Source organism: Streptococcus acidominimus, assembly GCF_001921825.1.
GTDB lineage: Bacteria > Bacillota > Bacilli > Lactobacillales > Streptococcaceae > Streptococcus > Streptococcus acidominimus.
In genome coordinates this window covers 1-14,748 of sequence record NZ_MSJL01000051.1, presented here as the reverse complement: position 1 = coordinate 14,748, position 14,748 = coordinate 1, and the positions used below count along the sequence as shown (strand labels likewise).

General features: G+C 43.2%; 6 protein-coding genes. 5 read left to right on the top strand and 1 reads right to left on the bottom strand.

Features of this window, described 5'->3' with window-relative positions; all coding sequences use genetic code 11:
• Positions 1-1,174 precede the first annotated feature (1,174 nt).
• The 5 genes from BU200_RS09055 to BU200_RS09035 all read left to right on the top strand — a co-directional run bounded on the left by BU200_RS09055 (position 1,175) and on the right by BU200_RS09035 (position 14,419).
• A complete protein-coding gene (locus BU200_RS09055; RefSeq protein ID WP_075099841.1) occupies positions 1,175-7,927 on the top strand; it encodes a discoidin domain-containing protein in 6,753 nt (2,250 codons plus the stop codon).
• Positions 7,928-8,315: 388 nt separating this feature from the next.
• On the top strand, positions 8,316-10,955 hold the full coding sequence (gene polA / locus BU200_RS09050; RefSeq protein WP_075099840.1) for a DNA polymerase I: 2,640 nt from the start codon (positions 8,316-8,318) through the stop codon (positions 10,953-10,955).
• Positions 10,956-10,971: 16 nt separating this feature from the next.
• Complete coding sequence (locus tag BU200_RS09045) at positions 10,972-11,721, top strand: glucose-6-phosphate isomerase (protein WP_142237041.1); 750 nt, start codon at positions 10,972-10,974, stop codon at positions 11,719-11,721.
• 567 nt (positions 11,722-12,288) lie between these two features.
• Positions 12,289-12,756, top strand: coding sequence for a deoxycytidylate deaminase (locus BU200_RS09040; protein WP_075099838.1), 468 nt, complete (start codon positions 12,289-12,291; stop codon positions 12,754-12,756).
• Positions 12,757-13,525: 769 nt separating this feature from the next.
• Positions 13,526-14,419, top strand: a complete 894-nt coding sequence (locus BU200_RS09035; RefSeq protein ID WP_075099837.1) for an ABC transporter ATP-binding protein — start codon at positions 13,526-13,528, stop codon at positions 14,417-14,419.
• A gap of 87 nt (positions 14,420-14,506) precedes the next feature.
• On the opposite strand, the gene BU200_RS09030 is transcribed toward BU200_RS09035, so the two are convergent.
• Positions 14,507-14,748, bottom strand: a 242-nt coding sequence (locus tag BU200_RS09030; protein WP_142237004.1) for an IS3 family transposase, incomplete at its 5' end; no start/stop codon positions are given.

Below are 14,748 nucleotides of genomic sequence, written 5' to 3'. Positions count from 1 at the left end.
TCTAGGAATAGACTGTGGGAGGTGGGAGATAAAACGAGCAGTGCTCGTGTCAAACAGTCTAGGAATAGACTGTGGGAGGTGGGAGATAAAACGAGCAGTGCTCGTGTCAAACAGTCTAGGAATAGACTGTGGGAGGTGGGAGATAAAACGAGCAGTGCTCGTGTCAAACAGTCTAGGAATAGACGGTTGAAGGTTGGAAATAAAACGAGTGAAACTCGTGTCTAACGCCCTTGTATCTTGTATAATTGAACTTGAGCTACAACTCACTGACAGAGCGTAGTCAAAAAGTTGAGTAAACTTAGAAAACATCACAGTAGGCATCTGATTGTCGCTAACACGCCAATCTAGTTGCCTTTGTGGGGGTCTCACTACGAAGCGAACCGCTTCTGTTCGGCCGCCTATTTTGTCTAGGAGTTGCTTCCACAGTCTAGGAATAGACTGTGGAAGGTTGGAGATAAAACGAGTGAAACTCGTGTCGAACGCTCTCGTATCTTGGGTAATTGAACACGCCCTAAACTCTGTGCGAAAAAGATAAATCTTCCTAGAGTCTAATGACTCTTCGTCAGATTTCCTATTTTCGCTTTGAGTTTTTTACGGGCTTTGTATCTTGAAATTGAACTCGGACTAAAAGCTCAGAAAATAGATAAACATTCCTAGAAGCTACGCTTCTTCGTCATGTTTCCTAATTTTCGGTCGCTTTTTTGACGTCCTCGTATCTTAAGTTATACCATTGAGAAAAGTTACACTTTTCTTATCTGTCACTTGTCTAGTTATCAACTAGACAACTACCTGCGACTTTTAACGAAAACTTCGTTTTCTTCATTTCCCACCTCCAACAGTCTCTCCCCAGACTGTTGGAGCTAGTACTAAAAATAAACTAAACGGCTATAACATCTCAGCGCAGTGGTTGATTGGCAGATTTGTTCGTGTTTCTCACTCCAAATCTGACCAAATCAACTGTGCGGGGGTGGGAAGACGAACTCTTTTTCGACCAGTCGAGTTCTTTCCCCTCCCATTTTTTATGAATTTATCGAGGTAATGCTTGTTTTTTGTCGTTTGTATTGATATAATGTTATAAGGAGGTTTTTAGAATTCTCTCAAAAATTGCACGGGCGCTTTTTTCTTGTTGAGAAATGTAAGCGCTAACTTTTTATAAATCTTAAGGAGACTTTATATGAAGCATTTATTCGATACACATCGAAAATATTCTATTCGTAAGTTTGCAGTAGGGACTTTCTCTGTGCTAATTGGATCAGTTATGTTTGGTATCAATCCTGTGTCAGCTCAGACGCCAGATGAGAATACTGTACTATCAGAAACCATTCTCCCACCTGCTTCTGAGTTAGAGGAAGAAAAGCAGGGTTCAGAGGAATCTACGGTGGATTCGCCTGCTCAAAATAGTGATTTAAAAGAGACAGCAGTAGGACATACCGTAGATGACCAGGATTCTAGCCATACAGAAACTATTCTTCCTTCTGTTGCTGATGCGGGGGAAGAAAGGCAGAGTTCAGAAGAGTCTGTGATGAGTTCGCCTGCTCAAAATAGTGATTTAAAAGAGACAGCAGTAGGACATACCGTAGATGACCAGGATTCTAGCCATACAGAAACTATTCTTCCTTCTATTTCTGATGCGGGGGAAGAAAGGCAGAGTTCAGAAGAGTCTGTGGCGAGTTCGCCTGCCCAAAATAGCGATTTAAAAGAAACAGAAGCAGCAGGTACCTTAGACGCTCAGGATCGTAGCAGTAGCGACAATGAGAGTCAGGAAACAAATGAAATATCTGAGCGGACAGCCTCTCAAATTGGAGCAATTCGCGATGTAGTAGTCAATAGTGACAATCAACATATCTTTGATATTACTTATGAGACGGGTCACAAAGGTCAGGTTTCCTTTTATGGTGACCATGTAGTGAGATACCATGTAGTGCCTGAAAATGATGAATTTTTAGAAATCCCAACTCCGTCTCGTCCAGACCGTCCAGCAGAAATATTGGTGAAGAAGTTGGCGGATTATGCGACGAATGCTACTCCGACTTTAAACACAGATGAAAGAGCTTATATAGTCGAAAATGAAAGCGTTTCCGTATTTTTAGATAAATTCAAGAGTACCTTAAAGATTGTTGATAAGCGGACTGGAAAGACCGTAGTGGAAGAAGTAGCGCCTTTGGAGTTGAAAAATGCCTCTGCTAAGCAGGTATTAAAGGCAGGTGATAGGACACAATATTTCGGAGGTGGTACGCAGAATGGTCGCTTTACGCATAAGGGAGAGGCCATTCAAATAGTGAATACAAATAACTGGGTTGATGGCGGTGTTGCCTCTCCAAATCCATTTTATTGGACAACAGATGGATATGGAGTGCTTCGCCATACCTTTAAACCGGGAATCTATGACTTTGAGCGGACAGATAGTAATAAGGTCATTACGACGCACCAGGATAGCCATTTCGATGCTTTCTATTTTGTAAGCTCTACTCCTACAAATATTCTCAAAGATTATTACGAATTGACTGGAAAGCCTGTGGTCCTGCCAATCTTTGCCTTGTATGAGGGACATCTCAATGCCTATAATCGTGATACATGGGTAGAAGTACCGGAAGGGACTTATGGAGCTGTTTACTTTGAAGAGAAAGGGAAATGGTATAAAGAGTTTCAACCGAGCCAGTTAGGGAATCGTCAGGGATTGAAAGAAACCTTGAATGGTCAGCCGACAGATGAAAATTATCCATTTACAGCAAGTGCCGTAGTTGATCGCTATGAAAAGCATGATATGCCACTCGGCTGGATGTTGGTCAATGACGGCTATGGAGCAGGCTATGGTCAGACAGATAGCTTGGAGGGAAATATCCAAAACCTGAGAGAATTTAGTGAATATGCTCTTAAAAAAGGAGTTAAGACAGGGCTTTGGACACAGTCTGATTTGCACCCTAAAGAGGGGCTTGAACCACTACTTCAGCGTGATTTGCCAAATGAAGTTGAAAAAGGTCTGGTTCGTGTCTTAAAGACAGATGTTGCTTGGGTTGGAGCAGGTTATTCCTTTGGTCTGAATGGGTTGACAGATGCTGCGAAGATCATGACAGAAAAAGGTCAAAATGCTCGTCCGTTTATCATTACCTTAGATGGTTGGGGAGGAACACAACGCTACGGTGGTATTTGGACAGGTGATCAGACGGGTGGTCAGTGGGAGTATATCCGTTTCCATATTCCGACTTATATCGGTACAGGACTATCTGGTAATCCAAACATTAGCTCGGATATGGATGGTATTTTTGGCGGTGCGAATAAGGTCATCAATATCCGTGATTTTCAATGGAAGACCTTTACTCCGATGCAACTGAATATGGACGGTTGGGGTAGCAATCCAAAGACGCCGTTTGCCTTTGATACGACGACATCAGATATCAATCGCTCTTATCTAAAGCTAAAATCTGCTATGATACCGTATAGTTATAGTATTGGACATGAGGCGGCAGATGGAAAGCCGATCATTCGTGCCATGTTCCTTGAGTTTCCAAATGAGGAAATCAACTATACTGAACAGGTGAAATATCAATTTATGTATGGCGAGAATTTCTTGATTGCTCCTGTTTACCAAAATGTCCAAGGTGATGCGAACGGTAATGATGTCCGAAATGGTATCTATCTGCCCAAAGATGCAGAATGGATTGACTACTTTACAGGTAAAATATACCAAGGTGGTCAAATGTTAAATAATTTTGACACACCAATCTGGAAATTGCCAATCTTTGTAAAAAATGGTGCTATTGTGCCGATGACTAAGGCACATAACAACTACACAGAGATTGACCATACGCTACGTCAAGTGGATTTTTATCCTTATGGAGAGACGAATTTCACTCTCGTAGAAGATGATGGTGTCAGCCAAGACTACCTCAATGATAAGGTTGCAAAAACACGCTTAACGAGCAGGCTTGACGGGACAACTGCTACCTTGACAATGGAAAAAACGATTAGTGCCTACGATCATTTTGAAAGGAATAAAGTTAGCCAATTCAATATCAATGTGTCTGAAAAGCCCTTAGCTGTCAAACTCTTGGTGAATGATGTTGAGACGGCTTTAACAGAGGTAAACACGCTTGAAGACTTTGAAGCGGGAACGAATGTTTACTATTATGATGCGAGTCCAAATCTTAATAAGTTTTCAACAGAAGGTGGAGCTTATTATGGACAAACAATCACAAAGAACCCTGTGGTACGTGTAAAATCTGCTCGTCTTGACGTGACACAAAATAAGGTGCAAGTCAAAGTAGAAGGATTTGTGTCAAATAATCGTGATGCTCGTCCAACCGAGCAAGTGGGTACGGCAGCACCAGTACTAAGCAATACTCCTGAGACCAATACTCCGACAGAAATTACGCTCAACTGGACACCGGTTGAGGGAGCACAGAGCTATGATATAAAAGTGGATGGTATTGTATATACGAATATCTCTGGTACAAGTTATACCAATACTGATTTGCCTTATGCTTCTGAGCACCACTATAAGGTGCGTGCAGTACTTGCAGATGGTCTAACAGCCTGGTCAAATGAAGTTATCAGTAGAACCAAGGATAATCCGCTACGCTTAGCGATTAAAGGTGTGACTATTACAGCGGCTCACGAGGCACAAGCTGGTACACCAGTATCCAAACTGGTAGATATGGACGAAAGTTCCCAATACCACTCGAGCTGGGATCAATCTGCACTGCCAGAAACCTTGACGCTTGACCTAAATGGAGCTTACCAGATTGATAAATTGCTTTATGTTCCACGTAAAGATGGCGGGACAAATGGAATGATCCAAGAATTTACACTCACTTATAGTGTGGATGGTATCCATTGGTCACGCTTGCCTGAGTCAGTGCGTTGGGATGTAAATGGAGTGGATAAAGAACTCTCCTTGCCTGATGGTCTGGAAGCTCGCTGGATACGCCTCAATATCTCATCAGCTGTTGGAAACTTTGTCTCTGGCCAAGAACTCTATGTTTTTAAAAAGGATAATACCTCAAAAAGGACAGTTGGAGATGTGACAGGAGATGGGGATATTGATAGTAACGATATTACCTCCTTGCTAAACTACGCAGGTCTCCGTCGCACGATTGACAATGACTTTGAAGGCTATGTAGAAGTTGCTGACTTGAATAAGAATGATGTTATTGATGCCTATGATATCTACTATGCAACGGGACAAATTGGAGATGGTGCGAATAAGCCAGCTCAGAGAGCAAGCGGTAGCCTGACATGGCATACAGATAAAACCAGCGTTCAAGCAAATGAAGAAGTCGTTTTGACCTTGATTGGTCATCAGTTACAAAATGTAGAGGCAATCAATGCCAACTTACCGATTGATCTGACCAAGTATGAGGTAGTGGGAGATACGATCACTGTACATCCGGACTTGGCAACGATGCGGAACTTCTCTCGTGTACGGACACATGGTGATCGTAGCAAAGAAGCTTTTGTCATTCTTGCAAACGAAAAAGCTGCTCCAACGATTTCTGGTGACCGTGAAATTGCGACGATTCGCTTGCGTGCCTTGGTAGATGATAATCCGGCATTTGTCTTTGAAAATCCGATGCTTGTTGGAAGTGACTTTGTACCAGTCCTAGCAGATAGTGCATCAGAAGAGCAGAGTGTCAATCAGGTACCAGCAGAGCGTATTCATGTGGTAGGAGATGAGAGCGTTTATCAGCCAAGCTATGGTCTTGAAAACTTGATTGATGGATCCTCTGATACTCTTACCGAGTTGAAATGGGATTGGGAGCCAAATTATGTCAACGGTAAGCTACCAGATAAGGTAAGGCTGCCACAAGAGATGACCTTTACATTTGATGATTCTGTTCCGACCTACCTCCATTCTATGGAGATTGTAAAGAGAACTCCAGGTAATGGAACAGTGACCAAGTATAAGATAGAAGCCTACAATGGTCGAGATAAGGTATATGAGTCGGGAGAAGTGGAAGTTCCATTTGCTCAAGCGATCGCAAAACATGACTTTGATAAGGTTCGTCTCGTGGATAAGGTCATCTTGACAGTATTGGAAGCAAGAACGAGCGAATCAACAGTCAACAATAAGATGATGACCTTGAAAGAAGTCCGTTTCTTTGAAAAACCAGACGCTGTAACGGCTAATAAAGTGCCAACTGCAGATATTCGTGTAACCGGAAATGATGACATTTACCAAGCAGGTGCAGGAGTTGATAAACTAAATGATGATAATACGGACAGTCTGACAGAATTGAAGTGGGATTATGCACCCAATCATGTAGACGGTAAGTTACCAGACCATGTGAGTTTACCACAAGAGATTAGCTTTGCCGTAGTCCGTGATACTCCAACTTATCTGACCGGTCTTTCAATAACGAAGAGAACTCCTGGAAATGGAACAGTGACCAAATACAAAGTAGCTGTCTATGACGGGGAGCAAAAGGTCTATGAATCTGATGCGGTAGACATTCCATTTGAGCAGGCAGTAGAAAATCATTCCTTTGGAAGAGTTCTAAAAGCAGATCGTATCGTTCTAACGGTACTTGAGGCCCGTACAAATCCAAATACTATCAACAACAAGATGATGACCTTGAAGGAAGTTGCCTTATATGAATTGGATCCAGAGTTGATTCCGTATGAGTACAAACAGCCACAGGCAATCCCAGATGTTAGTGTAACCGAAGAGGCGATTGCATTTGATATTGTCTATCAAGCAGATGATAGTCTGGAAAGAGGGCAAGAAGTTGTTGCAAGAGAAGGTATTGACGGAAGAATCCGGAAAATCACAGAAAACGGTGTAGAACGTACGGAAACAATCGCTGAGAAAGTGGACAAACTTATTAAGGTAGGGACTAAGCCGACAGTTGTGACCACTATTCAACCATTTACTAAGCATTACCTTGCTGATGAGACCAAAGCGTTTGGTGATGATGTGGAAGTGATGGGTGAGAATGGTCAGACAACGATCAATACGACCTATACTGTCGATCCACAGACCGGTCAAGTAACAGAGCACGAGGCTACTCCAGTTGTGGTGCTTCCTAAAGACTGGATTGTGGTAAAAGGCGTTAAGACTAAAACAGAGACTGTTTCGATCGAATCGGGGACTGAAGAGCGAGAAGACGCAACACTTCCAATAGGTGAGAAGCGAATCGTCCAAGTAGGTAAGCCTGGTGAGAAAGTTGTTACGACTACGTATAAACTTAATTTTGATACGGGTAAAGTAGAAGTTATCGAAAAAGAGCAGATTTCAAAACAACCTATTCAGCAGATTGTTGCTCGTGGTACTAAAAAAATCTCGTCAGAAGAGACCCTTCCGTTGAATCCGTCAACTCCGACTAATAAGGGAGATTTGAAGGATGAAACCTCTCAAGCTGATGAGATAATCGGCTTGCTTCATCAGGATACGCAACTCAAGGTCATTGGCAAACGTTCAAGCTTTAATGCTGCTGTTAAACTGGTGGTGACTCCCTTGAACTCTACTGCTTCTGCGCTTATTGGGCAAGACTATGATTTGTATGATATTTCCCTCTATAATGAAAAAGGAGAAAAAGTACAGATTACAGGCGAGGTGACAGTGGTAGTGCCAAGTCGTGATAGAGTAAGGGCTGTCTACTATGTCTTAAAGGACATGAAAGAAAGTCTGCCATTTGTTCAGAGCGAGGACTTGAAGGAGACCATGTTTAAGGTGACGCATTTTAGTCAGTATGCTTTGGTTTACGAAAAGGACCCTCAAAAATCGCTTGTACAGACACCAAATGTTGAGTCAAAAGTCGAATCACTCAGCACCTTAAATAAGGAAATTCAAACAAAGGATACGAACAGTCCAGCTGTGACAAGCGAGAAAGTTTTACCAAGCACAGGTGCAGCAGAATCTCAACTCGCCTTGATCGGACTTAGCCTAGCTGTACTGGGCTTGGCTGGCATAAAAGCTCGTAAAGAATAGGCATAGAAAAAGGCTCGGTCTTTAAGGTAGGATGTTTCCTTGGGACGATGAGCAGTTGTACAACTGTGGTGAATGCTCTCTGTCTAGATTCTGCTGATGAATTTGATGGTAACGTGCCAAGCGAGCTATCGAGAGGTAGCGGATGAAACGGTCTGGGCTAGTCTGACCCTAGAAATATAAAGTGTTAGCGCAAGGGATAGCGCAAACATGGTTTATGTGTGTACAGAGGTTGAAAGGCAAAAACTTGCTGACTGGAGGAGTTCATTCCACTCCTTGTATTCGAGAGGATAGAAGGGAGAATAGGTTTATACTCGTCAAAAATCAAAATCTGACGTCTTTAACTTGCCTTGCTGAGTAAAAAGCTCCAGAGGTGTGATATAATAAGGACATGGATAAAAATAGATTATTACTAATAGATGGCTCATCTGTTGCTTTCCGTGCATTCTTTGCACTCTACAACCAGATTGATCGCTTTAAAAGCCCGACCGGTCTCCACACCAATGCTATTTACGGCTTCCACCTCATGCTTGATCACATGATGAAGCGGATTCAGCCCACCCACGTGCTGGTAGCTTTTGATGCAGGTAAGACCACCTTCCGCACCGAGATGTATGCGGACTATAAGGCAGGACGCGCCAAGACACCAGATGAATTTCGAGAACAATTTCCTTTCATCCGCCAGATGCTAGAAGCCATGGGCATTCGCCACTATGATTTGGAACGCTATGAGGCAGACGATATTATTGGAACATTGGATAAAATGGCAGAGCGGACAGAGTTGCCTTTCGCTGTGACCATTGTCAGTGGTGATAAGGACTTGATCCAACTGACAGATGAAAATACTATCGTTGAAATATCCAAAAAAGGGGTCGCGGAATTTGAAGAATTTACCCCCGCCTACCTCATGGAAAAAATGGGGATTACCCCCACCCAGTTTATCGATCTAAAAGCCCTGATGGGAGATAAGTCCGATAATATTCCGGGAGTGACCAAAATCGGTGAGAAAACAGGGCTCAAGCTCTTGAGCGAGTATGGATCGCTCAATGGTATTTACGAGAATATTGACAGCATGAAGCAGTCCAAGATGAAAGAAAATCTGATTCAGGATAAGGAGCAGGCCTATCTATCTCAGACGCTAGCTACAATCAATACCCAAGCACCGATCACGATCGGCTTAGACGATATTGTCTACCGAGGACCAGATGTCGAGCAACTCGCACGTTTCTATGAGGATATGGGCTTTAAACTCCTCCGCTCCCAACTAGGGAGTGAGGCGATAGCTACGACGGCTAACCAGCAGGCCTTTGTAAGGGTTGAGACAGTTGAAGCCAACATGCTTCATAAAGAACAGTTTTTCCATTTTGAAATCTTTGGTGACAACTACCACAAGGAACCGATTATCGGTCTAGTCTGGGGGGATGAAGAGACCATCTATGTGGGCGGAGAAGAGCTACTCTCCCAAGAAATCCTGCGGGAGTTTCTGACAGAGATAGCCATTAAGACCTACGATTTCAAACGCAGCAAGGTTCTGCTGTCCCATTATGGGATTGAGCTGGGACTGGCAGCCTTTGATAGTCGCTTGGCTAAATATCTCTTAAATACCGTTGAAGACAATGAGATTGCAACCATTGCTATGCTCTATGGTCAGCACAACTTAGCCGCTGATGAAGTGGTCTACGGTAGGGGAGCAAAACGCGCGCTACCTGACCAAGAAAGCCTCGATCAACACTTGGCTAATAAACTGGCAGTGTTGGTTGAGACTGAGTCGACTATGCGAACCAAGCTAGCTGAAAACCAGCAGTCAGATCTACTCTTTGATATGGAACTACCGCTTGCCAATGTCCTTGCCAAAATGGAAATGGCGGGGATTAAGGTCGAAGCTGAAACGCTCAAAGCTATGCAGGCTGAAAATGATGTCTTGATTGACCAGTTAACTCAGGATATTTATCAATTAGCTGGTGAAGAGTTTAACATCAATTCTCCTAAGCAGTTAGGGAACATCCTCTTTGAGAAAATGGGCTTGCCGCTTGAATTTACCAAAAAGACTAAGACAGGCTATTCAACAGCTGTTGATGTCCTAGAAAGGCTGGCACCCATAGCGCCAATTGTGTCGAAAATTCTTGAATACCGCCAGATTACCAAATTGCAGTCGACTTATGTGGTTGGCCTTCAGGAGTCCATTATGGAGGATGGGAAGATTCGTACCCGCTATGTCCAAGATTTGACCCAGACAGGTCGCCTCTCCAGCACCGACCCCAACTTGCAAAATATCCCTGTACGTCTGGAGCAAGGACGCTTGATCCGTAAGGCCTTTGTCCCAGAATGGGAAGATAGTGTCCTGCTTAGCTCGGACTATTCGCAGATTGAATTGCGGATCTTGGCGCACATTTCGCAGGATGAACATTTGATTGAAGCCTTTCGTCTGGGAGCCGACATCCATACCTCGACTGCCATGCGGGTCTTTGGGATTGAAAAGCCAGAAGATGTAACCGCCAATGACCGCCGCAATGCAAAGGCTGTCAACTTCGGCGTGGTTTACGGGATTTCAGACTTCGGCTTGTCCAACAATTTGGGCATTAGTCGAAAAGAAGCGAAAGCCTATATTGCGACCTATTTTGACCGCTTCCCCGGGATCAAGAATTATATGGAAAGAATTGTCCGTGAAGCGCGTGACAAGGGCTATGTGGAGACTATTTACCACCGCCGCAGGGAGATTCCAGACATCAATTCCCGCAATTTCAACGTTCGAAATTTTGCCGAACGAACGGCTATCAACTCTCCGATTCAAGGGTCGGCAGCTGATGTGCTCAAGGTGGCAATGATTAACCTAGATAAGGCTATGATGGAGGCTGGCTTGCGTACACGGATGCTCTTGCAGGTGCATGATGAAATTGTACTTGAAGTGCCAAATGATGAGTTAGACACGATTCGTTCCATGGTTAAGGAAGTCATGGAAGCAGCCATCACCCTCTCCGTTCCATTGATTGCTGATGAAAATGCAGGAAAGACTTGGTATGAGGCCAAGTAGAAAGGCTAGTAAAAAGATGAAAAAGAAAGTTTTATACCTAGGAATAGCAAGTCTACTCTGCTTATCGGCTTGCGCGACCAAGGAAAATTCTGTGACAGAACCCTCCTCAACAGAGGCAAGCGTAGCGCTAGGTGCTTCTTTAGTGACAGGAACCATTGATTTTCAGAAACTTGCGGAGGCACAGCCTCTTGCTATCAGGGCAGCTAAAGAAGAAAAAATTTATTCTGCTAAAAATGGTGTCGCGAAAACCCAAGGATTGGGAGATAGCGCAGAAGAAGTAGAGTCGTATCGGCTCTATCAAGTACCAGAAAGCTGGCAGCTCCAACAAGTGAGGGGAAGCCAGCCCACGGATTATACCTATATAGCTTCTGAAGATGGCATGACATTTGGTGTGCAACTGTATACCCTAGATGCCTATCAAACTTCCCCTCTATCAGGCGGACAAGTAATGACAAAGGATGAATTGACGCAGTTCTTGAAAGGTGATGGTCAGAACTTTAGTCAAGAGACCACCATCTCGATCAAGGATCAGGAATGGCAAGTTGGCTATGAGGAAAAGGGTGAGAACAACGCTGCCAAAATTACCTTTTATCGCTTAGAAAATACAGGGAATTATGATGATTCCCTTATCGTGGGGGCGGTCATCTACCCTCTTTCTGCGGACAACCCAGATCACGAAAGAGCAGTGTCAGCCACCGTTTCTCAACTCAAGACCATCTTGTATCAAGTAGCCTATACACGACCGACTGTGGTGGAAGCACCTTAACAAAAGGAATTTTGGAAAAGGTTACCATGTTCTAATTTGAACGATTTGATAGGTCACCTAGAAATAAGGGAGGGACAATTGTGATTTTGCAATCACGGTTGTCCTCTTTTTTTGAAGGTTCTATCCTCCCTGATGTGGTGTCCCTATTATATAGTTATTTATACTCGTCAAAAATCAAAATCTGGAACTGGTTAAAGCTGATACTCTATAAAAATCAACATCTGACTAGGCAATGAAATCGCAGGTAGAACTGAAGTTCAGCAAGATGAGTTAACGACGTCAGATGTTGATTTTTGACGAGTATGAAACAGTTATGTCCCAAAGAGGGGCACACTTGACACGGGTTACACTCGTTTTATTTCCAACCTTCAACAGTCTATTCCTAGACTGTTGAAGCAGGTAGAACTCTGTTCTTTCTTGTTTTAAGGAAACAGGCTAAAAATCTCCACTGGAGCTTTTTACTCAGCAAGATGAGTTAACGACGTCAGATGTTGATTTTTAACGAGTATGGGTAGATTTCTGTAAAAACATGGTATAATAAAGGAAAAGACACGAGGAGGATAGGAGATGTTAGAAACTCGTTTAGCATGGGATGAATACTTTGCAGCACAAGCCCTTTTGATTGCCAATCGTGCGACTTGTAAACGGGCAAAGGTGGGCGCAGTTCTTGTAAAGGACAATAAGGTTGTGGCAACAGGTTATAACGGTTCTGTTTCAGGGACTGAACATTGCTTGGATCAGGAATGTCTGGTGGTGGATGGTCATTGTGTGCGCACCCTGCATGCAGAAGTCAACGCGATTTTACAAGGAGCAGAGCGGGGGATTCCTAAAGGCTTTACAGCCTACGTCACCCATTTTCCCTGCCTCAATTGCTCCAAACAGCTGCTCCAAGTGGGCTGCACGCGCGTGGTCTATATCAACGAATATCGGATAGATGACTATGCAACCTACCTCTACCAAGAAAAACAGTGTGAACTCGTTTATCTGCCGATTGAAAAGGTGAGAGAAGCGATTGCCCAGACGGATTGGATCTAATATTGAATAGAAGCTAGGCTCAAGTTCAATTACAAGATGTGAAGCCGTTAAAAAACCGACTGAAAAATAGGAAATACGACGCAGAAGTCTTTGCTTCTAGGAGTATTTATCTTTTTTCCGAGGTTTTAGGCTGAACTCAATTACAAGATACAAGGGCGTTTGACACGAGTTGCACTCTTTCTATTTCTAACCTTCCCCAGCCTATTCCTAGACTGTTTGACACGAGCACTGCTCGTTTTATCTCCCACCTCCCACAGTCTATTCCTAGACTGTGGGAGCGAGCAAGGCAAAAATAGGAGTTTTGACGAGTGAAAAGCTCCAGTGGAGGTTTTCAGCCTATTCCCTAAAGAACTATCATCAGCTAAAACTGAAACAGTTATCGCTCTTCTTTGCACAGCTCGTAGCCCGAGTTCAATTATACAAGACGAGTTAACGAAGTAATAAAAATATAAACTAAATGACTATAAAAAGAGTGAAGTTGTCGCGCTGGTGGCGTGGGATCTAATAGCTTGCTTTCATTCGTCTTTTAGGTTCCCACTTTCAACTGGCTTTTCCACTCCTTTCTTAGCTAGGAGAGGTCAATAAATTATATTTATTATAGGCTGTCGGTTTCCTCGAGCTCTTCTCAACAGCGTCAGAAAAGAGAGGCAGGTTATTTCCCTATCCCTCTAAGGCTTTCAGCCGATTGAGTTTTTTCAGGATAGGGAGTATAATAAGGTTATTGTTTTAGAATATATATTGTCGTGTAATGGAGACAAGGAGGGCTTCTATGTTAGAAGTATCAGGACTAAAGAAATCTTTTGGGGATAAGGCTGTTTTACATGGAATTGATTTTCGGGCAGACCAGGGGCGGATTATCGGTCTAGTCGGAAAAAATGGTGCAGGAAAAACAACCATTTTCCATAGCATTTTGAATTTCTTAGATTATGAGGGCGAGATTCGGCTAGATGGAGAAGCTATCTCCCAAGCAAGCTATGAGAAGATTGGTTATCTGCCAGAAGAACGCAGCTTGATGCCAAAATTAACCGTGTACAATCAAGTTCGTTACTTAGCTAGTTTGAAAGGCTTATCAAGCTCTTATATCAAGGAGCAATTGCCGCTGTGGATGGCTAAGTTGCAGGTTAAGGGGAATCCGACAGATAAAATCAAAAGTTTATCCAAGGGAAATCAACAGAAAGTTCAATTGATCATTACCCTGATGCACCAGCCAGATTTGATTATTCTGGATGAGCCTTTTAGCGGTCTGGATCCTGTGAATACCGAACTACTCAAGCAGGTGATCCTTGAAGAAAAAGAGCGCGGTGCAACCATTATTTTTTCTGACCATGTCATGACCAATGTGGAAGAACTCTGCGATGATATTCTGATGATCCGGGACGGTAAAGTGGTTGTCTCAGGGAGCATTGAGGATGTCCGTAATAGCTATGGTAAGACGCGTATTTTTGTCGCTAGTCAAAAATCAAAGGAAGAATTAGAGGCTCTGCCTCATGTGGTCAAGGTCAGTCGCACCAAGCAAGGTACCTGGCGCTTGGTTCTAGATGATGAAGCAGCAGGTCCTGACTTATTTGACACCCTTACTCAGGGACAATACGTGTCAACCTTTGACCAGCAAGCCCCAACGATTGATGAAATCTTCAAGTTAGAATCAGGAGTAGCCCTATGAAACAAATATACATTGTCATGAAAGAAACCTATTTTCGTCATGTGTGAACTGCTCCCTGTCAAGTAGACAGTCAAATAATAAAAGATATTAAGCAACCTGATTCCTGAATTCCCAAGGGGTCAGGTTGTTTAATTTAGTTTGATAACGTTGTGTATTGTAAAACTGGATATAGCTTTCCACATCTGCGACTAGCTCCTCATAGGTCTTGTATTTCTTGAGATGATAAGACTCTGTCTTGAAATGCCCAAAGAAACTTTCAATTGGTGCATTGTCGATACATTTCCCAACTCGTGACATGGATAGAGTGATGCCAGCCTGTGTTGTAAAAT